The sequence below is a fragment of the Actinomyces marseillensis genome, from assembly GCF_900155605.1.
Classification (GTDB): Bacteria; Actinomycetota; Actinomycetes; order Actinomycetales; family Actinomycetaceae; genus Pauljensenia; species Pauljensenia marseillensis.
This window is the reverse complement of record NZ_LT707420.1, coordinates 600,158-622,678: the sequence shown is the minus strand read 5'-3', so window position 1 is coordinate 622,678 and position 22,521 is coordinate 600,158. Positions and strand designations below refer to the sequence as shown.

The window sequence follows — 22,521 nt, the reverse complement described above, 5'->3', positions numbered from 1 at the left end:
CTGGAAGGAGACGGGCTTCCCAGTGCACTTCTATGCTGTTCGAACGCCCAGACGTTCCGGCGCCTAGACGCCCAGGCATCCAGATGCTCAGGCATTCAGGCCGCACATCAGCCGATCTATGCGCGACTCGCTATCCGCTCACACAGCTTTCCGCTCACGCAGCTTCTCGTCCACGAAGTAAATACAGACCAAAAGCAGCGTCAGCGAGCCCATCGCAAGCAGCTGTGCACGTCCCGAAGCGTTAAAGAGCATGAGGACAATAAGCGCAAAGAGGCCAAGCAGCGACAGCCTCGGAACCCACGGCCATCCCGGAACGCGCAGCGAAAGAGCTCCCTGCGCTTCCAAAGACGGGTGCAGGCGGATCTGCGCAATGACGATCATGATCCACACGATGAGCAAGACCATTCCAACCGCATTGAGCAGAATCTGCAAAATCACGGCAGGCAAGAGCCAGTTGAGGGCGACCGAGATCAGGGACAACACAACCGAGACCGCAACCGCGTTCCGGGGAGTGCGACCATGCTCAATATCGCCGTGTAGAGCAGCAACTTCAATGGCACCTTCGTCAGTGTGCGTGGCTTCTTCCACCTTCGATCCGAGAAGCCAACGCGGACCCATGCCACGAGAAGCAAGGGAGTAGGCGATACGGGAAGAAGCGTAGATATTTGCCGAGAAGGCACTGACCAGCGCAGTGAAGATGATGATATCCATGATGACGCCGACCCCCGGGAAGTGCGCCATTTCGAGGACGGCCGCGAAGGGGCGCTTGCTCATTTCCACGGAGTTCCACGGAAGCAGGCAAATCAGGAGGGTCACTGAACCAACGTAGAAGACCAGAATGCGCCAAATGACTGAGCGGATTGCCTTCGACATTGCGCGCCGTGCGTCATCGGCCTCGGCAGCGGCAATGGTGACGATTTCGAGGCCACCAAAGGAGGTGATGATCGCGAGGAGCCCGACGGCGATTCCGGAAATGCCCGCGGGCGCAAAGCCACCGTTTCCGACAAAGGCCTCGTGCAAGCCCTGCGTACGCCCCGGGATGAAACCGATGAGCATGAACAGACCGATAGCCAAGAAAGCCACAATCGCCAGGACCTTCAAGGCCGCAAGACCCGCCTCGACAGCTCCGAAGTGTCCGGCAGCCAGCAGGTTAATCCCGCCCAGAACAATGACAATCACCAAGGTCACGACCCACTGAGCAACGCCCGGGAACCAGTGGGTGAAAATCTGCGCGGCGCCGGTCATTTCCAATCCCAGCACCATGATGAGCATGACCCAGTAGAGCCAGCCGGAAGTGAAACCAGCCCAGCGTCCAATCCCAGCTTCCGCGTAGGTTGAGAACGAACCAGAGGAAGGAATCGCAGCAGCGAGCTCGGCGAGGGAATACATCACGGCAACAACGATCAGCGCAGCAAGGATATAGGAGATCAGCACTGCGGGACCGGCCTCGGCAACGGCAACGCCGGTGCCCACAAAGAACCCGGCGCCGATCGCGCTACCCAGCGCCATCATCTGCAGGTGGAAGGACTTAAACTTCTTCGAGCCGGACTTGTTTCCGCCAAGAACCGGCGCTTGGCCCTGTGCAGTTGTGGCTGCTGCCTGTGTATTTGTTATCGATGTACGTGCCTCATTGCTCATTGATCCGAACGTTCCTCAATAATTTTCTGTGCATCTTCATGATCGACGGAACGCAAGCGCAACAGTGCACGAAGCTGCGTTGCCGTCATTGTCAGTGTCCAGTCATTATGCGACGGAAGCTGCCATTTTCTCCAATGTGCAAGAACCGTGAAACTTGATCCCACGATTGTCGCAATCAACATGCCGATCTGCTCCAGACCCGACTGCCCGAAAGCGGCCATGATCGCGGCAGAGACGAAGGCCGGTGTTGCATAGAGATTGTTCCCGCCAAAGACCTGCGGAACCATTCCAGCCGAGATATCGCGGATCATTCCGCCGCCCACAGCAGTCATAATTCCCAGCAAAATTGCCGGTCCGACACCGAGCCCAGCATTAATCGTCTTCAGTGCACCCGTAGCTGCCCAGCACCCCAAAACCGTGCCATCAGCCAGGACCAGGGCGATCCGCCAAAAACGCGAGTCCAGGCGCCAGAGCATGGCGACAAGCGCACCGACAAGCGCGGTTCCCAAGTAGAAGGGATCGGTCAGGGCAACGGGCGGGCCTTGATCGAGCATGATGTCACGGAGCATGCCTCCCGCGAGCGCGCACATGATTGCCAGAACCATGAAGCCCACGGCATCAAAGCGCTTGATACGCGCAATGCGTCCGCCGAGAATCCCGTTGAGCAGCACGCCAAGAAGATCGATGGCGCGGAAGAGATCCGGCAAGGTCTGATTGAGGGTATCGAGCACGGTCCCTATTGTCATCCACTTCTCAAGAGATTCCAAGGAGCGACGGGGGTGATCTCAGAACCCAAGATTGAGCGCCGAGGCCAAGCCCAGTATCCCGGACATGCTCAGTTCCGCCCGCCCCAGGTGAAGCTACCTAGGCCACGCTCGTCTCAAAAAGCAATCCAAGGGCGAAAGTCGCACCAGCCGCGCCAAAACCGATGAGAAGTTGGCGCAGTGCTCGAGGTGCGGGCGGCCGTCCCGAAAGGACACCGACGATTCCACCGGTGAACATGAGCGCAAAGCCGACAAGTCCAACCGCAACCCCCGCTGCGAGCATTCCGTTCAGGCCAAGAATGTAAGGGATGAGCGGCAAGAGAGCACCGGTCGCGAAACAAATAAACGACGAGGCCGCGGCCCGAATGGGGGTTCCGACTTCTTCGCTTGCCCCCGCGTTCTGCTCATTTTGCGAGGCGAAGATCGGGCGACGCATAGCGTACGTGTCCTCGGCGTCTTCGCCCACGCGCCCCTCGGCCTCGGCAAGCTGACGGAAAACCTCAGCGGCATGCGCATCAGCGTGCTCCGCATCCTCACCACGCGCGCGGAAAAGCAGGGCCAACTCGTTCGCGTCAACGTCGAGGGAGGGAAGGGAACGATCGGCCTCGGGATCAGGAATGGAGGCGTCAAGGAGTTCACGCTGCGAGCGCACACTCACCCACTCGCCGGCGGCCATCGACAGCGCGCCTGCGAGAAGGCCCGCAATACCGGTCGTCAAAATATTCGAGGTACTCATACCCGCACCGACAACGCCCAGAATCAACGCAAGGTTGGAGACCAGACCGTCGTTGATGCCAAAGACTGCCGCGCGGAAGGTCCCAGCCAGAGTTTGGCGCGAACGCTCAGCCAGCGAGCGTACAACTTCACCGTGAATTCGTTCATCGGCTGCCATTTGTGCGGGAGCATCATCGTCATCCTCATAGGAGGATCGCTGTTCGGTGCGCTGGGCCATGGCCAGGACGAAAATCGTTCCAAACATGTAGGCGAGCATTGCCGAGATGCGGGTACGCAGCGGCGGGTGGGGCGCTGGAAGCGCATGTTCGCCCAGCAAAGAGAGCCAGTATTCTTCGTGGCGCCCTTCTGCCTCGGCGAGGCCCAAAAGCACTTGGCGTTCCTCGCCGGTTCGCTGTTCCGCGAGCGCGCGATAGGTGCGTGCCTCCATGCGTTCTTCGGCCAGATAGCGCCTCCAGCGGCGGATTTGTGCGCGCGTGGGCTCAGTTGCCGTGTTGAGGGATTCAGTCATTGTTCGACAGCGTGTTTTCGCTCAGTCCGCGTAGGTCGGTAGGTCTTCGTCGTCTTCCGAGGCCTGGGCCGGCATCCGGAAGAGACGTTCCTTGACGGCATCGGCGACCTTATCGGTGACCTTCTCTCCCTGGGTGCGCACGAGGGAAGAGACCTTTTCACCGGCTGCGTCTAGCGGACGTGCGACCACGGGGAAACGGCGCACTTTCGCGGCGAAATGGCAGATTCTTTCGTATTGTTCGCGGCCTGCTCGAGTTCCTAGGACGTAGCCGATACCGAAACCGACGGCGATTCCCATTTTCGTTCCCACGAGACGCCTTTCTTTCAACGCGGGCGCTTAAACGCACCGTCGTGCGATGTGAGTCTGGAATAGAAACCAGCCTAGTGGGTGGCGAAAGCTATTCGCTACTTGTTTACCTTTTCGCACGTTGTGAGATGAGGTATTTCGCATCCGAGAAGAAACCGATACGGTGGAGTCATGAGCGAAGTACGTATGAACACTCCCCGTGGGATCACACTGTCGGGAACTTTCGTTCAGCCTGTAGATTCTCGGGACGCCGTTGTCCTGTTTTCTCACTCTTTCCTTGCAGACCGTCATTCCGGCGGCCATTTTGACGATCTCGCGCGCGCCTACCGCAAGGCGGGCTACGCGACTTTGCAATTCGATTATTCGGGGCACGGCCTTTCTGATGATGAGGTGATTTCTCGCGAGTCCCAGATCGAAGACCTCCAGGCAGCATCGGGCTGGCTTGCGGATCAGGGCTTCACTAACCAGCTCATTCACGGCCACTCTTTCGGCTCGGTGACCGCACTTGCGGCGCGTCTGAGCCACGCGACCGCGCTCTTCTTATCGGCACCTGTCCTGGGCCCCCTTTCCTACGATTGGAGCGCGATTTTCTCCAGCAATCAGCTGGACGAATTGGAGCACACGGGCCGCACATGGATCCCCGACGACTCTGAGGGCCCCCGTGAGTCTTTCGTCATTTCCAAGCAGACACTTGCGGACCTGTCGATGGTTGACCCGGGCATCATCGATCCTTCGGGAGCTCCCGTCCTGATCCTCCACGATGCTGACGATATCGAGCTAGACCTCGTGGACCTTACTCGCGACGCCTTCCTTCGCCTTCCCGATGGCTCGCGCGTGGAATTGATCCACGAAACCTCCTTTGGTGCGGGCGAGCATCCTGAAATCCTGCGCGAGGCCGCGCTGGAGTGGGCACAGCTGTGGGCTGAGCCCAGCGGAGAATTTCGCCAGTAACGCACACACCCAGCTGGCCTAGGCGTTCTTCGATACTCTGAAGGGGTGTCCTCTTCCCAGCAGCCCAGACGTCGGCGCTCACACTCACGCAGGGGCCGTCTGGCCCATGCGCCCGCGCCTTTTCGTCCTTTCACGCCCGAACAGCTTGCCGCTCGGGCCGCTGCGCTTCCGGTCATTTCTTTCCCGGATCTTCCCGTCAGCGCTAGGCGCGATGAAATCGCCCAGGCCATCCGCGAGCATCAGGTTGTCATTATTTCGGGTGAGACCGGTTCGGGGAAGACGACGCAGATCCCCAAGATTTGCTTGGAATTGGGCCGCGGAATCGCCGGGATGATCGGCCACACCCAGCCTCGGCGTATCGCCGCGCGCTCTGTCGCGGAAAGAATCGCCTCGGAACTGGGGCAAAAGGTCGGTAAACAAGCCGGCGAGGTCGTTGGCTATCAGGTGCGTTTCACCGACGAGGTCGGCCCCACGACCCTCGTCAAGCTGATGACGGACGGCATTCTTTTGGCGGAAATCCAGTCAGATCCGATGCTGCGCCGCTACGATACCTTGATCATTGACGAGGCCCACGAACGCAGCCTCAACATTGACTTTATCTTGGGTTACCTTGCGCGGCTGCTCCCTATGCGCCCTGATCTCAAGGTCATCATCACCTCGGCAACAATCGATTCGGATCGTTTTGCCCAGCACTTTGGCTCCTGGGATGGCCCGATCGGAGAGGGTACGCTGCTCCAGGCAGCCCCGGTCATCGAGGTTTCGGGACGCACCTTTCCTGTTGAGATTCGCTATCGCCCGCTTGCCGCTGATACGCCATCGTCGTACTCCTCGACTTCCGGGAAGGACACGAACGCGCTCCTCTCCCCCACGGCCTCGGCAACTGGGGAAGAAATCCTGGCCGGCAGCGGCGTCGAACAACTGGTTTTAGAGGACGCGGATGATCCTCTCGCTGTGGAGGGCTACGGTGCAGGGGTCGAGATCGACCTTGAGACGGCAATCTGCCACGCGGTTGATGAACTGTGCACCGAAGGCCCCGGGGATATCTTGGTTTTCCTGCCCGGCGAGCGCGATATCCGCGATGTTGAGCAGGCCCTTCACGACCACCTCGGCAACCGTGCACCGCGTGACATGTCGCGCTCGAAGAATCCGGCGGATATCGAGATCCTTCCCCTGTTTGCACGTCTGAGTTCGGCAGAGCAGCATCGAATTTTTGAGGCGCACTCTCACCGCCGCGTCGTCCTGGCAACGAACGTTGCCGAAACCTCTCTGACGGTTCCGGGAATCCGCTACGTCATTGACCCGGGTTTGGCGCGTATTTCGCGCTATTCCAACAAGACGAAGGTGCAGCGCCTCCCCATTGAAGAAGTCTCGCAAGCAAGCGCAAACCAGCGTTCGGGACGCTGTGGGCGTGTGGCAGACGGCATTGCAATTCGACTGTATTCCGCGGAAAACTATGCGTCGAGGCCGCCTTTTACCGAGCCGGAAATCCTGCGCACCTCGCTTGCGTCCGTCATTTTACAGATGAGTGCCTTGGGCTTGGGTGATGTGGCTTCCTTCCCCTTCGTCGATGCTCCTGATTCGCGCGCTATTCGCGACGGCATCAATCTGCTCGTCGAAATTGGGGCACTTCGTGCTTTGGAGAATTCTTCGAGTTCGCAAAGTGGTTTTGAGCTCACGCCTATTGGCCGTGATCTTGCTCGTCTTCCCATTGACCCGCGTCTGGGACGCATGTTGCTTGCGGGCAAGGATGCGGGCTGCGCATCGGAAATTCTCATCATCGTCGCGGCTCTATCGATTCAAGACGTTCGCGAACGACCTCTGGACCACCAGGAGTCCGCAGACACCGCACACGCGCGTTTCACCGATCCACACTCGGACTTCCTCACCTACCTCAACCTCTGGCGCTACCTCCACATCCAACAGCGCGACTTGTCAGGCACGGCCTTTAGGCGCATGTGCCGCGCCGAATTCATTCACTACCTACGCTTCCGCGAGTGGCGCGACATTGCCCACCAACTACGCGATATGGCCCGCACTATCGGCATCCACACCGAGCCCCTCGGCATTCCTTCGGCCGAGGATGTTGTTAACGAGGCCTCGCGCGCGGGAATCGCCGACGCAGCCGCGCGTGCCGCCGTCTCCTATACACGATCGACAAGCGCGGTTGATACGGATGACATTCACCGCTCGATTCTTGTCGGGCTCTTATCCAGCCTAGGAGCCTGGGACCCGGTGACTCGCGATTACACGGGGAGCCGCGGAACCCACTTCACGATCTGGCCGGGTTCTGGAATCACCGGTCACCCCGATTGGGTGATGACGGCCGAACTCGTTGAAACCTCACGGCTTTTCGCGCGAACGGTGGCACGGATTCGCCCCGAATGGGTCGAGCCCCTTGCCAAGGATCTCCTCACTCGCGTCTATTCCGAGCCGACCTGGAATTCCTCGCGAGGCGCAGCCTACGTCCAAGAAAAAGTCATGCTCTACGGCTTGACCTTAATCGCGGATCGTCCGGTTCTTCTCGGACGCCTGGGGGCCACTCCCCTGGGTTCAATTCGTGGTGCAATGCCCAGTGACTCCCCCTTCGCAGCGGCCCTCAGCACCCCTGTCACTGCGGCTGAGCTTGCCCGTGAGATGTTCATCCGCCATGCCCTTGTTCAAGGTCAGTGGCGTGAGCGCCACGCCTTCCAACGGCGCAACGACGAGGCGATCGAGCGTGCACGCGAAACGGAACGCAGGAGCCGCACCCACGGCCTCGTCGCCGATGAAATGGCGCTTGAAAGGTTCTTTGACGACATTCTTCCGGCGTCGATTATTTCCACCGGGCACTTCAACCGTTGGTGGAAGGACAAGAAGCGCACGGATCCCAAGCTTTTGGACTACCCTCCCGAGCTTCTTCTTCCCCGAGGCCTCGGCCAAACCGGCGATGGCTTCCCCGATCACTGGGCGCAGGGCGAGCTGCGTCTTCCCCTGTCCTACGAGTTCCACCCGGGTTCCCCGCGCGATGGAGTCTCCATGTCGATCCCGATCGAGGCCCTGGGGCGCGTGAGCGATGAGGGGACTGATTGGTTGGTGCCCGGGATGCGTGAAGAACTCATCACCGAGGCGATCCGCGCGCTCCCCAAGGCAAAGCGTCGCCTACTTGCCCCGGCTCCCGAGGTCGCAAAGACTGTGGCAGCGTGGATCGAGGACGTGCGTCGTGGCCGCGTCGACCTCAATGCCCCTGCGCCAAAGAAAGCGCAGCCTACGCAGCAGCAGGCTCAAGAGGAAGACCCCGCGTCTTTGAGCGCAGCTTTGGGGCGTTTGGCTGCGTGGGGCGAGCGAACCGGGCAAGCGCGAAGCACGCGCAAGAGTGCGGGGACTGCGCAAACTCCTGCAAAGCACTCTCCTGAATCGGCAGTTCCAAGCGACACTGCCGAAGCCGCGGCTACTTCTTCTGAACACGGCACCGCACGTACTGCACAATCGGCCTCGTTCAACGAACTATTCACGCGGGCGCTGCGAGAATTGCGCGGAGTTGACCTCAGTGATTCGGATCTGCGCGCGATGGAGGATTCTCTTCCCGATCACTTGCGGATGACTTTCGTCGTTCACGATCACGACGGCCGCGAGTTGGGAAGTGGTAAGGACCTTGGCTACCTCAAGCGCACCCTTGCTGGAGCAACCGATCGTGCCTTGCGCACCGCTGTTCGCCAAGCCCTGAGCGAGGCCCAGAAACGCTCTGCGAAAACAGCTCAGACTCAGGGGGAGCCGCAGGCAGGCGCGGTGCCGACCGAAGTAGAAACCGCAACCGGCGCCCATCCGCCCGCATCCAACGCAGGCTTGACAGCACCTGCAGGCGCGGCCTCGGCGATGGAAAGCGGCGAAGGGGAACTCTTCGCGGATAATCTTGAGGCCTTCCCCAGCGCACCACTTCCGCAATCAGTTGAATCGCGCGCACAGGGCTTGCTCATCCGCGCTTTCCCGGCGCTCGTCCCCCAAGGGGATCGCGATAATCCGCTCGCCGGAGTACGCGTCATGGCGAATGCCTCTCAGGCGCGAAGCGAACACCGTATGGGTATTGCGAACCTTGTCCTGCGCGCGATTCGCCTGTCCACAAAGCGCGTATCCACCCGCTGGACGGGACGCGAAGCCCTCATGCTCACCTCCACGCCGTACCCGAGCACCGAGGCGCTCATCGCCGATGCGCAATTGGCAAGCGTGCGCGCTCTGAGCGACACCCTTGCGGGAGACCGCGGGCTGTGGGCGATCCGCGATGCCTCGGCCTTCGAGGATCTTTCCACGCGTATTCGCGACCGCCACGAGGACCAGGTCTACTCGATCATCGAAGTAGTTGTCCGCGCGATGGAATCTTGGGCACAGCTGCAAGACCACCTTGCCGAGGCCAGCGGCCCCGCGTATGCGAGCCTGCGCAGTGACGTTCAAGCGATCGCGTCCTCACTGGTTTTTGACGGTTTCATTGCCGCAACGCCGCTGGAGCGACTGCTGAACCTTCCTCGCTACATTCAGGCGCAATCCGTGCGGCTGCGCAAGGCTCTGCGCTCGCCCGCAGATGTTTCTCGCGACGAGAAATCGCGCGCGGCCTTGTCCCAGATTGACGAGGAAGTTGAGGAGTTGCGCGAGCTCATGGATACGCGTCCCTTCGATGGGCGCCACGAGGCCGCATTCGAAGAACTCCTATGGATGCGCGAGGAATTGCGCGTGTCCCTCTTCGCTCAAGAACTTGGAACCGCACGCAAGATTTCCCCGCAGCGCATGCTCGCCGCGATCGATCGCCTTCACGAGGCCATCTAGGGGGAGGCGTGGAACGTGAAGACGCCCAACAGATGGCGCGCGAGCTGATGAACCAGCACGGCTTGAGTGAGTGGTCTTTTCGTTTTGATCGTGCACGCAGGCGAGCAGGTTCATGCGTCCATTCCCGCAAGGAAATCACCCTCTCTGGGCCGCTGACCACCCTGTATGACGCGCCAACAGTTCGCGGAGTCATTCTCCACGAGATCGCCCACGCCCTTGTGGGATCCAGTCACAATCACGACGAGGTGTGGCAGGCGAAAGCCCGCGAGTTAGGTTCGCCCGATCGTGCGCGTCTTTCAGGAGGATTGCCTGCACCTCGCCCCGCGTGGAGGGGAGTGTGTCCCGTGTGTGGGGCTGTTCGGGAGTTGTATTCCATGCCCCGCAGGGTCACTTCCTGTGGCGCATGTTCGCGCACTTTCGATCCCTCGCGGATTTTCCAGTGGTCTTTTAACGGCCAGGCGCGTGAGCCGGGTGGGCAGTACGCTCGCCAGCTACGTGCGCTCAAGAAGCGCACGCGTTAACATATGTCCATTCACCCGATCTTTTTGATCCCATTCAAAGGACTCATCGCATGACTGCTTCCACCCCCTTCGACGACGGCGCAACTACCAATACCGGTGAGAACCGCGAAAACCTGAGCTGGCAACAGTTTGGCGATGCTTCGCGCGAACTTGCCCAGCAGATCGTCAATTCCGGGTGGATGCCCGACCTTATTGTTGCAATCGCGCGCGGCGGCCTGATTCCGGCCGGCGCGCTTTCCTATGCACTGGGTGTGAAGGCAATCGGCACCATGAACCTGGAGTTCTACACGGGTCTGGGCGAAACCTTGGATGAGCCGCAGGTTCTTCCCCCGCTGATGGATGTCTCCGCGATGGATGGCAAGAAGGTCCTTGTTGTCGATGACGTTGCTGATTCGGGTAAGACCCTCAAGAAGGTCATGGAGCTTATTGAAAAGCGCGGTTTGAGCTTGGATGGTCAGGCGCACGCAAAGGTCGAAGCACGCTCCGCGGTGATCTACAAGAAGCCGGTGTCAATCATCGATCCGGATTTCGTGTGGCACTACACCGATTTGTGGATTAACTTCCCCTGGTCTGTTCTGCCTGTCGTTCAGGCACAGTAGTCGTTTGAGCTGAGGCTCCACGCTTAGGCTCTACGACACACAATGACGGGACTGCGCGCTACTCGCAGTCCCGTGATTATTTTGCCGGCCCTCAACGCCTCGTTACAAGGCAACTAGAGAGGCGTAGTGCTCGCGCTGGTGGTGTACGACCTCAGTGCCTTGAATATCCCCATTCCGGTTGATCACCCGCAGGTTCCTGGGACCCCCAACGGTTGCAAACAGATGCGCTGCCGCACCGCACGCCCAACGACTGTCTGCGTTTGAGCGGTGGACGACAGTCGGAGCGACAACTCCATTTGAAGAAAAAGAGAAGAGTTCATCTTCGAAGAGCACCGCCCAGTCCGAGGCGAGGATTCGCACCCCGCTTCCGTCAAGGACAATGCGCTCCTTTTGCGTAATGTAGCTGAGTCCTTGCAAGAAAACCGCAAGGTTGCGGGCGAATTCCATGACAACTCGCCGGCAGACGAAGTCTCCGGTGCGGGCCATGGTGATGAGTTCTTCTATGTCGCGCGGCCTGTCGTCTTTCCCTTCATCGAGGCGTGCGCCTCGAGCACGAGCAAGAACAGCCGAGGGGATCAGCGCGCCGCTGGCGCACCCCATGTGTCCCAGCGAGCACACACCATTACTCCCCGCGATAGGAAGGTGGAGGACTCGTTCGTATTTCCCGGTGGGATCTGTAATGAGTTTTCCGCCCTCGACCTCAACGAACGCAACCTTTTCTGCAATTTGAGCGACAAGGAAATCATCCATCCTCCGCCCAACCCCATAGGCGATTTCGTAGGTTGCCAAGCCTTCAAGGTTTGTAATGATCGATAGAGGAAGCCGCGCATCAACGGTGATGTATTGGAGGAGTGGGAAATGATCCCAGCCCAAAGCTTCCAGAACACAGGTGCGCTGACGGGTCACTCTCCCGTCGATACTCAGGCCAATTCCCCTGATCGCCCCATATGGTTCAGCGCTTTGGACAAGTTCTTCACCTAGCTTATTGATGGTGGTGACGACTTTGTCGGAGTCACTGGTGATGACGCGGGAACGTTCTTCGCGCACACGCCCCGAACGATCCATGACAACAGCATGGATTCGTCCCGGTAAGAGTGCGATTCCAACCGCGCATTCATCAAATAGTTCATAGCCCGGAGGCTTTGTTTTGACCTGCGGCGGATCCGCTGTTCTTTTGTGTATATCATACGGTTCCATGACGAGCCCCTCTGCAACAACGTTGTCGCACGAACACGGGCGTGCTCAGCATAGTCAGTGTATACCCGCGCCACCCATCATTGCTTGAGTTGCAACATTATTGTGGAAACCACGCTCGCATGTATGCGTAAACATTTGCGTTCCCATAGACAGAGCAGTCATCCCCACGCCCTTTCAACGCACCCCTGTTCGGCACATAAGGCGTGTAGTTATACATGCTCGCAGTTGCTCGGTTAGCAGGAGTAATCTGCGTCGTGGTGCACTCTTGTGCGGGCGCATAGCGAGCCTCAACCCGCTGCCCCGCCTGGAATCGATAACGCTCAGGCTTTATCCGGTAGATCGCAAATTGCCGCGCTGCATAGTAGACCTGCCGTTGAAAACCCGCGTAATCGGGATCGCAGGTACTGTTATCCGGACAGGCGTACCCCATCGCGCTGGGGTAGCTAAACCACTGAAAATCCCCGCCCGAGGCGTAAATCAAGCCCTGTTCTTTTTGGAGGGTCACCAGAAGAACCTGCGGGTTCACTCCACATGAACGCGCGGCTTGCCCGATGATCTGCGCGGCGCTTTCTTCCTCACCGCCCTGGTATCCCCATGGACAGTAGTCATCGCCCGCATAGCTCTCAGTGACGACCGAGAAATCCTTCAAGCAAGGGATATCTTGATCATTCGCACGCCCCGCCCGGCAGCCTTCGCCTTTTTCTTCGATGAAGGCCGCAATCTGCGCGTCCGTCATCGTCGTCGAATCATCCAGCACTTGGTCTGAAATAAAGTTTTCCGGGTCAAACCCCGTGTAGTCGAGCGCGATTCCGCGGGGCGCTTCCGACGTAGGCGTCTGGGTGATCTCGGGTTCTGCTTGCCCACAGCCCCCGATCCCCATTGCCGAGGCCGCCGCCACGCACAGCGTGAGAAGCGCGCGCGTGCGCGTGAATCGTTTCGTCACCGATTCAAGCTCCCTGCTGCATACTCAAGGATCGCGGGAGTGCACTTTTCGATGGTCGCGCGCGTGGCCTCGAAATCGGAATAATCACCGTACCAGGGGTCGGGCACATCACGACTGCCCCCGCGAGCGGGCTTGCCTGCAACCTCCTCGAAATCACGGAACATGCGGATCTTCGGATCGGGGCCACCCGCAAGCCGTTCAAGGGCGCGAAGGTGGGAGGAGGTCATCGCAAGGATCAGATCCCAGCGCTGGAGTTCCCCCGCCTGAACCTGGCGAGCACGATGCGAGGGCACGCGATACCCGCCCTCGCGCAGTGCACGTGCAGCACGCGAATCAATGCCATGCCCGTGTTCTTCATCGCTGATGCCCGCGGAATCAACACAAATGTCGACCCCACTATTGGCGGCCGCCTCGCGAAGGATTTGCTCGGCCATCACGGAGCGACAAATGTTGCCGGTGCAGACCATCAGGACTGAAAAGGACATGGCATCACCTCTCAGGCGCAAAAGAGCGGGAGGTATGCGCGCACGGCCTCGAAAGAGTGGTATGCGGCGGTTTCACCGTTCATGTGGAAGTCCTCATCGGCGCCTTCCCCGGTCAGGTCCGAGATCGCGCGTAGGCAGATCCAGTCGATGCCGTTGGACCAGCACACCTGTGCCATTCCGCAGGTTTCCATGTCGACCGCGAGCGCGTCGGGGAAGCCAGCGCGAATTCGGGCAACAACCTTTTCGGAGGCAAAGGAATCGCCGGTGACGATGCGGCCCGTGCGCACGGTGTGGGGCTGCGCCTCGCCGAGCTTGGCAAGAGCGTCGATCGCATGCTGCGAGGAGTGGTAGTCCACTGGCATGCGCGGGATCTGGCCAAGTTCGTAGCCAAAAACGGTGGCATCGGCGTCGTTGTAGATCGTGGAGATGGCGCCTGCGACGTCACCAACCTTGATTCCACCTTCAAGTCCACCCGCGGTGCCGCCCGCGATGACGATCTTCGGGGTGGCCATGGTCAGGCCTCGTGCGACGGCTGCCGCGGCGTTGGCGATGCCCACGCCGGAGGTGATGACGAGGACGGTGTGGCCCGCAAACTGGCCAAGGGCATAGCTCTGCTGGTGGTGACCTTCCGCGCCGACGTTGAGGGTCTCGACCGCATCGGCACCGGGGAGGGGCGCAAGGGCGTCAAGGAAGGGCTGTGCTTCCATGACCATCGCACACTGAATGAAGGCGTCAACCGTGGGAAGAACGCGCGAAGGGGTCAGGGTCAAGGACATGAGTGGCCTCTCTGGGAAAGATCGTCAGTTGTCGGTTGAAGAAAGCGGCACACGCCTCAGCACGAGGCCGCATCGTCCTGAGTGACGACAAGCCACTCGTCGCGGTGCGCGAGGAATTCGCGGACGGCGTCCTGCGCGGCGGACAGGGAGTGGTTCGCGCCCCAGCCGCACTGGACCTCGTTCGCGGCGGGAACTTCGGTTGCGTTGAGGATATCTTCGAAGGTTGCCTGCAAGATGGGAAGGAATTCTTCGGTTTCCACGCCCAGGAGCAGCGCGTAGAAGCCAGTCTGGCAGCCCATGGGGCCGAAGTCGATGAGCTTGGTGGTGTGGTTACGCATAAGCTCTGCGCTCAGGTGTTCGATGGAGTGAACGGCAGGCATCTCCAGGTGAGCCTTGTTCGGCTGCGTGAAGCGGACATCGTACTTGATGAGGACGTCACCACCGGGGAGAGTCTTGCGGTCGGCAACGCGAACGTAGGGGGCAAGGACACTGCGGTGGTCGAGGTTAAAGGATTCGACATTCATGCGTTCAGTCATGACATCAAGTTTATAGAGATTCGCCCAAAGTGCGCGGGGCAGTCTCGCATGGCGCAAGAGAGTTTTCTCCCGTGTACCTGGTGCCCCTCTTTTCCACTTCACGGGGCTTTTTCGGGCACAATAGAACCCATGGATCTTCAGCCGCCGATTGACGTCACCACACAGGACGAATACAGCGCAGATACGCCTACTCCCGCCGCGATTGTCGCCGGCGAAGTCCCCGCAAGCTCGGCCGCTCGTCCGCTTTCAGTTTTCGACATGTTCTCGGTCGGTATTGGTCCTTCTTCTTCGCACACGGTGGGTCCCATGCGCGCGGGCTTGGCTTTTTCGACGGAGCTGTGTGCGCTTCCCGAGTATTCGCGTCTCTCCCACGTGTGCGTCGAGCTTTTTGGTTCTCTTGGTGCGACCGGTCGAGGCCACAACACCGATCGCGCAGTTCTACTGGGTTTGGCGGGCTATGACCCGGAGACTGTTTCTATCGATACGGTCGAGAGCGTCATTCCTTCGATCGCCTCGAGCGGGATGCTTCCTTTTGCGGGTGGGCGCGATATTCCCTTTGATATCGAGGCGGATATTCGTTTTCTTCCGCGGAGGGTCCTGCCCTATCACGTCAATGCTTTGACGATCAGTGCTTACGGTGAGGCTTCATCGACGGCGGGCGCTTCCCGAGGCCAAGACAGCATCGCCCGTGATGACCAAGCTTGCGGGAAGTCTTCCGAATCGGTCGATTACCCGGGTGAGTTACTGTTGCAGCGCACCTACTATTCGGTGGGCGGCGGTTTCGTCATGGCGCAAACGAATGACGATAGCGAGCATCCCGAGATCGCTTCGCTGGCCTCGGCGCAGGAAACGACGGGAATGTGCACTCCCGCTCCTCTCCCCTTCTCGACGGGCGCTGAGCTTTTGGAGCAGTGCACGCGCTCTGGGCTTTCGATCGCCGAGCTCGTGCGCGCCAATGAACTTTCCGCGCGTCCCGCTGCTGCACTCACCGAATACCTCGATCACATTGCGCATACGATGTTCGGCGCGATCGATGCGGGTATCGCCTCAACGGGTATTTTGCCGGGTGGTTTGGATGTGCCCAGGCGCGCAAATGCCCTGGCAGCGCAGTTGCGTGCCCGCGCAGAGAAGGCTTTTTGCTTGGAAAAGCGCCATGGCTGGGCCGGCGCTATGCAGGATCCTTTGCGCGCCATGGACTGGGTTAACCTCTACGCTCTTGCGGTGAACGAGGAGAACGCTGCGGGTCACCGCATTGTCACTGCGCCGACGAATGGCGCTGCTGGTGTGATCCCTGCTGTTCTTGGTTACCTTGTTTCTTTCTGCCCCGAGGCCGGTGCTGAGTTCCCGAATTGCTCTCCTGCGCAGATGGCCCGGATTTCGGAGCTTCCTCTGGGCGGGAATTCGGAGTGCGCGCGCGCTCGACAAGAGTGCATTCACGAGTTCTTGCTCGCGGCGACTGCGATTGGCGCTCTCATTAAGACCAATGCGTCGATTGCCGGCGCGGAGGTGGGGTGCCAGGGTGAGGTCGGTTCGGCCTCGGCGATGGCCGCTGCGGGGCTTGCGCAGGCTTTGGGTGGCACTCCAGAGCAGGTGGAGAATGCTGCTGAGATCGCGATGGAGCATTCCTTGGGACTGACCTGTGATCCGGTTGGCGGCCTGGTTCAGATCCCGTGTATTGAGCGCAATGCGATTGCTGCTGTGAAGGCAATTAATGCGGCTCGAATGGCCCTGTGGGGCGATGGCCGGCACACTGTATCTTTGGACGTCGCGATCGAGACGATGCGTCAAACGGGAAATGACATGCTCTCGAAATATAAGGAGACCTCGGCTGGCGGTTTGGCTGTGAACGTTGTCGAGTGTTAAGAGCCGTTGTGCGTGAAGCGCAGTGCCCCACCTTGGTTTCCCAAGGTGGGGCACTGAGTGTGAACGACGTATTGCGTGAGCTCTACTCGCGAGCTTCAGAAGCGTCAGTGGTCGGGGTGTTTCCGCTTTCGAGGCCTTGTGCGGCGTCGCCTTCAGCTTCGAGTGCGCCACTTTCTGCCGCTGCGAGCTGCGCTGCTTCGCGCTTCTTGCGGTTCTTGTGGGCGAGGAACCATAGGACTGCGGTCGCGATGAGGACGATGATAATGCCGACGACAACGGCGATCATCCAGGTCTGAACGACAGCGGGTTCAACATCGGCCGATTCTTCTGCGACCTGCGCATCGTCCATGGGGATGCGCTCGCCGGTGACCAGGAGGCGGTGAGTGTTGATTCCGTATGGAGTACAGGTGATCAGGGTTGCGAGGTCTTTTCCTGCGACCTTGTTCAGGGTTTCCGTTTCGTTCGGGAGAACGGTCCGGATGTCGGTGACCTTGTACTTGAGGTGGCGCCCTAAGACTTCGATGTAGAAGACGTCACCGAGTTCGACGCGGTTGAGGTGGTCGAACATGGTTGCGCTTCCCAGGCCCGAGTGGCCGGTGAGAACCGTGTGGGTTCCTTCGCCGCCGACGGGGAGTGCGGTTCCAAAGAGGTGTCCGACGCCCTTTTCAAGAGTGGAGGTTTCTGTGCCGTGGTAGACGGGGAGGCTGATATCGGCCTTGGGGACCTTAACGGTCGCCATGACGGTGTTCACGTTCAGTTGTGACAGGTAATCGGAGTATTGGGGGGTATTAGGCCGCTGGGATTCCAACCAGGGGTCAAGAATGGGTGCTTCGGCGGCTTGGCGGTTGTATTCGTCAGCGCGTGCGAGTTCGTCTTTAACGACATCTCGACCGACGTTGGTTTGTTCGGCGCTGAATGCTTTGGCGATGCGCTGTTGTTCGACGTTGTTTTGGTAGGTCGAAACGACTGGGTAGAGCAGGACCAAGATTCCGAGGATCAGCAGGATCGGGGGGAGGATGGTGAAGAGGCGACGGCGACGTTTTGCCTTGCGGAGTCTATGCTCGCGTGCTTCCGCAGTTTCGGGCGTGTCGTCCTGAACCGGGGTGCTTGTGAGGCTGTCGTCTGCGTGGATGTCGTTCTCGCTCATGAGTCGCCTTTTGGATGGGGTGATGGGAGTTGGTGTTGATTGTACAGAAACGGGTGCGGGAAGACCTGTGGGCCTTCCCGCACCCGGCTAAATCTCAGTTAGAGATCAGGCGTTTTCCTTGCGACGCTTGTTCGCAATGGTGATGGCGCCAGCGCCAGCAACGAGTGCCGAGCCAGCTGCGATCAGCACGCCCACACCGGCAGCACCGGTGACGGGCAGGCGGAATCCACCGTTGTGAGGAGCATCCTTGACCGTGGTCTCCAGGGTGTACTGGTTGTCGGCCTTGGAGTTGGACTGGAGGATCTGGAAGGCGATCGGGCGGGTCTGGAGCTCGAAGCCTGCAGGAGCCTTGGTTTCAACGAGGCAGTACCAACCGGGGTTGTCGACCTGCTTGTTGTTCTCCCAGTCGTTGTTGCGCAGGGAGTCGATCTCCACGACGCCGTCGGCGTCGGTGGTGAAGGTGTCCTTGCCATTAACGGTGATCTTGTCACCGAGAGTTGCGTTGGTGGAAACGAAGTTGTCGGTGCCGGAGGTCAGTCCGGTGGGGGTGCACTTGTAGACCGAGAACTCGGCGTCCTTGAGCTTGGCGGTCGGATCGGCTGCGGAGACCTTGGTGATCTTGACCTTGCCGAACTTGGAGACGACCTCAGAGTTCGGGTACTCCGGGGGAGGAGTGGTGCCCGACTCGGGATCCCACGGGGTTGCCGGGGTGTTCGGGATCAGGGTGACCTTGTTGGGGACCAGGCCGTTTCCGGAGAGCGGACCGGTGACGGTGCCCTTGAGCTTCATGACGACCTTGGTGGCGTCGGTTCCTGCTGCACGGGCGGCAGCAATCTTGTTACGGCCGGCTTCGGTGAAGACAGCGGTGATGAACTTGTAGTTGTCTGTACCAGCAGCAACGGTTCCGGTAGCGGTCTTGAGATCGTAGTCGGTGCCGGCCACAAGAGCGGTGCCGTCAGACAGCGCCAGGGTGACATCGCTGGTCGCAATGGTGACGCGCTTGTCGTACTGGTCGGCGACCATGTAGGTCTTCAGCTTGTCGCCAGCGGGGAGGCTGGGGATGTCGGAGTTAATGGTGTAGTTGATCTCGGAGCCAACCGCGGGAGTGGTGTCGTCCTTGACCTGCTTGTCAACGCCAGCCTTGGAGTTCTTGGGGTAGACGTGCAGGTTGTAGTTCCACTCGTTCTTCTCGGTGGGGTGCGTCATCGGGACGGTGATGATGAAGGGCTTGGAGCCGATGTAGCCCGCGGGGGTCACGGTCTCGGTGACGATGTAGGCGCCGAGGGGCAGGTTCTCGAACTTTGCGAGGCCGCCGCCAGCGGTCGTCTTCTCGACCGGGGCGTCAACGCCGTCAGCCTTTGCGGCGTCAACGTTGCCGTTGTAGCCCACGAGCTTTTCCCAGCCGGCCTGAGTGGTCAGGTCGACGCCGGTCAGGCGCTGGACGGTGAACTTTGCGCCGTCGAGGCCGGTGCCGGTGACCGTGGTGTCCTCAAGGCCGGTGCCTTCGGTGGTGCCGTTGGTGTCATCCTTCACCAGCTTGTGGATGGTGATGGAGCCGGTCTTGGCGGGGTCCAGGTCGACCAGCGAGGGGAGCTGGGGAGCGGTTGCAACGACGCCGAATGCGGATGCGGTCGGGGCTGCCGTAGCAATACCCGGAACCGCAGCAGCGCCAGCAGCAACTGCGATGACGGCGAGGAGGCTGATGCCTCGACGGGTCTTAAGAGTTGTCATTTGTGTTCTCCTGTTGTACGGGATCTTTGAACAGATCGAGTGATGGTGATGTGAACTAGTCATCAACTAGGGTCAGTGTCTCAGGCGAAGTTTTCCGCCTTGCGACGCTGTTTCATGGTGACCAGAGAGATCACCATCGCCCCGCCCATAAGCGCCATTGCGACACCGATGTACGGGTAGATTCCGAGGCTGCCCGAGACGGGCAGGTGTCCTACCTCCGTGTCCTTGACCAAGATGGTGGCCTTGCGTGCGCCGCCCACAACGAAGCCCTGATCGCTCTGGGGCAGTGTTGCGTTTGTGACGGAGGCGTAGGCCTGGACGGCCGAGTTGGCCCACTTGGTCTGATCGCGCACCTCCGCGCCCAGGGTGACAACGGTGCCGTTGCCATCCGTGGTCAGGCGGAAGGGGATCGGACGAGGCAGGAGGCTGTGTCCAGCCGGTGCCTTGGTCTCAACCAACCAGTAGTCGGTGTTGAGTTCAAGGCCGGTGACTGACCAGTAGTAGACATCCGTCGTGGTTCCTGCGGACAGGGTCTTGACGAGGGTCGCGGAGGTGGAGCTCTGCGGGTTACCGCCGCTGTAGATCGCGAACTCTGCACCACTGAGCGGGTAGAGCGCCGATCCGTCTCCGGAGGTGTACTGGTTGGTCGGGTCGGTGAAGGTCTTACCCGTGTTCTGGGTACCGGCCTTCACGACGACGATCTCGTGAGGAACGTTGGGACCACAGGCCTTGTTGTTATCAATGCCGTCGTGATCCTTACCGTTCTCGGCGTAGACCTGGTTGAAGAGGCCGAAACCGGGAACCGGGAGGTTCTTCTGATCGAGGTGGCAGGCGAGGTTGGTTTCGCTGTAGCCGGAGGCAGCGGTGTTGCGCTTGACGTGGAAGCGGATCCAGAACTCGGCGGTAGTGCCGGGCTGGAGGGTGACTCCGTTGGTCAGCGTGTAGACACCGTTAGCTGCGGTTGCGTTTGCAGCACCAGTAAGGCCGGCCTGCGTGGTCGCGATCTTTGCGGACTGGATCTCAAGACCCTTAGCGAACTCCGGCTTATCCGTGAGCTTGCCGGTGGTGGTTGCGATCTGTCCGTCGTTGGTTGCGACGATCTTGTAGTCGACATCGAATTCGGCTGCACCGGTGGCGCCACCGTTTGCTTCGATGCTCTTTTCAACGCGGACCTTTGCGGGCACGTAGGGGCCGCAGGCCTTGTTGTTGTCGATGCCGTCGTGGTCCTTGCCCGTCTGAGCGTTGACCTGGTTGAAGAGGCCAAAGCCGGCGGTGGGGATTCCCTTGGCGTCGAGCTTACATTCGAGAGCGGTCTCGTCGTAGCCAGCTGCTGCGGAGTTGAACTTGACGTGGAAGCGGATCCAGAACTCGGCGGTCTTGCCGGGCTCAACCTCCACACCGTTTGTCAGAGTGTAGGTGCCGTTTGCAGCGGTTGCGTTTGCAGCACCAGCGAGGCCGGCCTGGGTCGTGGCGACCTTAGCGGACTGGATCTCAAGACCCTTGGCGAACTCGGGCTTGTCCGTGAGGATTCCGGTCGAGGTCTTCAGGTTTCCGTCGTTGGTTGCAACGATCTTGTAATCGACATCGAACTCGGTCGCGCCGGTGTTTGCGCCGCCATTTGCTTCGATGCTCTTCTGAACACGAATCTTGGTAACGGGAACCGGGCCACAGGCCTTGTTGTTGTCTTCACCGTCGTGGTCCTTACCGCTTTCTGCGACGACCTGGTTGAAGAGGCCATAGCCGGCGGTGGGAATACCGTTGGCGTCGAGCTTACATTCGAGGTTCTTAACGTCGTAGCCAGTGGCCGACTCGTTGCGCTTGACCTGGAAACGGATCCAGAACTCAGCGGTCTTACCCGGATCGAGTTCCACTCCGTTGGTCAGAGTGTAGACACCGTTAGCGGGAGTCACAGTGGCTGCGCCGGTCAGGCCTGCCTGGGTGGTGGCGACCTTAGCGGACTGGATCTCAAGACCCTTCGCAAAGTCGGGCTTATCCGTCAGCTTGCCGGTCGACGCCTTGGTATTGCCGTCGTTGGTTGCAACGATCTTGTAGTCGACGATGAAGTCGGTGGCACCCGTGGTTGCACCGTTTACCTGGATGCTCTTTTCGACGCGCATCTTGGTGACGGGAACCGGACCACAGGCCTTGTTGTTGTCTTCACCGTCAGAGTCCTTGCCGTTTTCGGCGACGACCTGGTTGAAGAGACCGAATCCGGGGGTCGGAACGTTGTTTCCGGTGACCTTACATTCGAGGTTCTTGACGTCGTAGCCAGCGGCAGTTTCGTTGCGCTTCACGTGGAAGCGGATCCAGAACTCAGCGGTCTTACCCGGATCGAGGTTGACTCCGTTGGTCAGGGTGTAGACGCCGCCGCTTGCGGTTGCGTTTGCGGCACCAGCGAGGCCGGCCTGGGTCGTGGCGACCTTAGCGGACTGGATTTCGAGGCCCTTGGCAAAGTCGGGCTTGTCCGTCAGCTTGCCGGTGTTACCGGCGCCGTTCCCATCGTTGGTGGCAACGATCTTGTAATCGACATCGAACTCGGTCGCGCCGGTGACGCCACCGTTGTTTTCAATGCTCTTTTGAACGCGCAGGTTCGGGACCTTCGGAGCTTCGTATTCGTTGACAAAGGTACACGTGATGGGAGCTGCCTCGTTCGAGGCTGCGCCGCCGACGTTCTTGAAGTTGACGCCGCGTTCCGTCTTGGTGACGGCGACGTCTTCGCCGATACCGTTGACACACTTGATGTCTTTGAGCTTCCACTGCGGATCAGCAATCTGATTTTCCGAAATGGTGAAGTCAGAGTTGCCAACCTCGAAGGGAATGAAGTTTGAGTCGTACTTTGCGCCTCCCTCACCGAAGGCGATGGGGGTCAGCGACGCGAGTGTCTCGGTGGGCGCCATGTACTTGTTGCGCGCCGAGGCGGAGGAAGCCGTGGGCTTCGTGACCGACACGGTGCCGGTGGTCGCTGGCTTGCGGCTCGTGTTGTCGCGCCAGGTGTCGCCGGTGGTCACCGCGAAGTTGGCGGCGGGG

17 protein-coding genes are annotated in these 22,521 nt (G+C 59.9%); 5 read left to right on the top strand and 12 right to left on the bottom strand.

Annotated elements, in window-relative coordinates; all coding sequences use genetic code 11:
- Nucleotides 1-138: 138 nt before the first annotated feature.
- The 4 genes from BQ8011_RS02665 to BQ8011_RS02650 form a co-directional block, all read right to left on the bottom strand.
- On the bottom strand, nucleotides 139-1,512 hold the full coding sequence (locus tag BQ8011_RS02665; RefSeq protein WP_072457845.1) for an amino acid permease: 1,374 nt from the start codon (nucleotides 1,510-1,512) through the stop codon (nucleotides 139-141).
- Between the two features lie 122 nt (nucleotides 1,513-1,634).
- A complete protein-coding gene (locus BQ8011_RS02660; RefSeq protein WP_072457208.1) occupies nucleotides 1,635-2,384 on the bottom strand; it encodes a trimeric intracellular cation channel family protein in 750 nt (249 codons plus the stop codon).
- 118 nt (nucleotides 2,385-2,502) lie between these two features.
- Nucleotides 2,503-3,645: a VIT1/CCC1 transporter family protein gene (locus BQ8011_RS02655; protein WP_072457206.1), complete on the bottom strand. Its 1,143-nt coding sequence runs from the start codon at nucleotides 3,643-3,645 to the stop codon at nucleotides 2,503-2,505.
- A 21-nt stretch (nucleotides 3,646-3,666) separates the two neighbouring features.
- Nucleotides 3,667-3,954 (bottom strand): hypothetical protein, encoded by a 288-nt coding sequence (locus BQ8011_RS02650; RefSeq protein WP_034500833.1) that lies wholly within the window; start codon nucleotides 3,952-3,954, stop codon nucleotides 3,667-3,669.
- A gap of 168 nt (nucleotides 3,955-4,122) precedes the next feature.
- On the opposite strand from BQ8011_RS02650, the gene BQ8011_RS02645 reads away from it, so the two are divergent.
- From BQ8011_RS02645 to BQ8011_RS02630, 4 genes are read left to right on the top strand one after another with little or no spacing between them, the layout of a single operon-like run.
- Entirely contained in the window at nucleotides 4,123-4,902 is a 780-nt protein-coding gene (locus BQ8011_RS02645) for an alpha/beta hydrolase (protein ID WP_072457205.1), read from the top strand.
- A 45-nt stretch (nucleotides 4,903-4,947) separates the two neighbouring features.
- Complete coding sequence (locus tag BQ8011_RS02640) at nucleotides 4,948-9,696, top strand: DUF3418 domain-containing protein (protein WP_072457203.1); 4,749 nt, start codon at nucleotides 4,948-4,950, stop codon at nucleotides 9,694-9,696.
- Between the two features lie 8 nt (nucleotides 9,697-9,704).
- Nucleotides 9,705-10,217 (top strand): SprT-like domain-containing protein, encoded by a 513-nt coding sequence (locus BQ8011_RS02635; RefSeq protein WP_072457201.1) that lies wholly within the window; start codon nucleotides 9,705-9,707, stop codon nucleotides 10,215-10,217.
- Between the two features lie 50 nt (nucleotides 10,218-10,267).
- Nucleotides 10,268-10,816, top strand: a complete 549-nt coding sequence (locus BQ8011_RS02630) for a phosphoribosyltransferase (protein WP_034500839.1) — start codon at nucleotides 10,268-10,270, stop codon at nucleotides 10,814-10,816.
- Between the two features lie 102 nt (nucleotides 10,817-10,918).
- Here the strand turns inward: BQ8011_RS02630 and BQ8011_RS02625 are convergent, their stop codons facing one another.
- The 5 genes from BQ8011_RS02625 to BQ8011_RS02605 all read right to left on the bottom strand — a co-directional run bounded on the left by BQ8011_RS02625 (nucleotide 10,919) and on the right by BQ8011_RS02605 (nucleotide 14,753).
- Nucleotides 10,919-12,013: an ROK family protein gene (locus tag BQ8011_RS02625; RefSeq protein ID WP_081940742.1), complete on the bottom strand. Its 1,095-nt coding sequence runs from the start codon at nucleotides 12,011-12,013 to the stop codon at nucleotides 10,919-10,921.
- Nucleotides 12,014-12,110: 97 nt separating this feature from the next.
- On the bottom strand, nucleotides 12,111-12,956 hold the full coding sequence (locus BQ8011_RS02620) for a hypothetical protein (RefSeq protein WP_034500841.1): 846 nt from the start codon (nucleotides 12,954-12,956) through the stop codon (nucleotides 12,111-12,113).
- A complete protein-coding gene (locus tag BQ8011_RS02615; RefSeq protein WP_034500842.1) occupies nucleotides 12,953-13,441 on the bottom strand; it encodes a low molecular weight protein-tyrosine-phosphatase in 489 nt (162 codons plus the stop codon). Before BQ8011_RS02615 ends, BQ8011_RS02620 begins: the two co-directional genes overlap by 4 nt.
- 11 nt (nucleotides 13,442-13,452) lie before the next feature.
- On the bottom strand, nucleotides 13,453-14,217 hold the full coding sequence (mtnN, locus tag BQ8011_RS02610; RefSeq protein ID WP_034500844.1) for a 5'-methylthioadenosine/S-adenosylhomocysteine nucleosidase: 765 nt from the start codon (nucleotides 14,215-14,217) through the stop codon (nucleotides 13,453-13,455).
- A 56-nt stretch (nucleotides 14,218-14,273) separates the two neighbouring features.
- Nucleotides 14,274-14,753, bottom strand: coding sequence for an S-ribosylhomocysteine lyase (locus tag BQ8011_RS02605; protein ID WP_034500846.1), 480 nt, complete (start codon nucleotides 14,751-14,753; stop codon nucleotides 14,274-14,276).
- 129 nt (nucleotides 14,754-14,882) lie between these two features.
- Between BQ8011_RS02605 and BQ8011_RS02600 the strand changes: the two genes are divergently transcribed.
- The gene (locus tag BQ8011_RS02600; RefSeq protein WP_072457197.1) at nucleotides 14,883-16,616 is read left to right on the top strand and encodes an L-serine ammonia-lyase, iron-sulfur-dependent, subunit alpha; all 1,734 of its coding nucleotides are present in this window, start codon (nucleotides 14,883-14,885) and stop codon (nucleotides 16,614-16,616) included.
- Nucleotides 16,617-16,698: 82 nt separating this feature from the next.
- Here the strand turns inward: BQ8011_RS02600 and BQ8011_RS02595 are convergent, their stop codons facing one another.
- The 3 genes from BQ8011_RS02595 to BQ8011_RS08990 form a co-directional block, all read right to left on the bottom strand.
- Complete coding sequence (locus BQ8011_RS02595) at nucleotides 16,699-17,763, bottom strand: class C sortase (RefSeq protein ID WP_083429974.1); 1,065 nt, start codon at nucleotides 17,761-17,763, stop codon at nucleotides 16,699-16,701.
- 105 nt (nucleotides 17,764-17,868) lie between these two features.
- Nucleotides 17,869-19,494 carry a SpaH/EbpB family LPXTG-anchored major pilin gene (locus BQ8011_RS02590; protein WP_083429973.1) on the bottom strand — a complete coding sequence of 542 codons (1,626 nt, stop codon included), beginning with the start codon at nucleotides 19,492-19,494 and terminating at the stop codon, nucleotides 17,869-17,871.
- 80 nt (nucleotides 19,495-19,574) lie between these two features.
- Nucleotides 19,575-22,521, bottom strand: a 2,947-nt coding sequence (locus BQ8011_RS08990; RefSeq protein WP_234952139.1) for a prealbumin-like fold domain-containing protein, incomplete at its 5' end; no start/stop codon positions are given.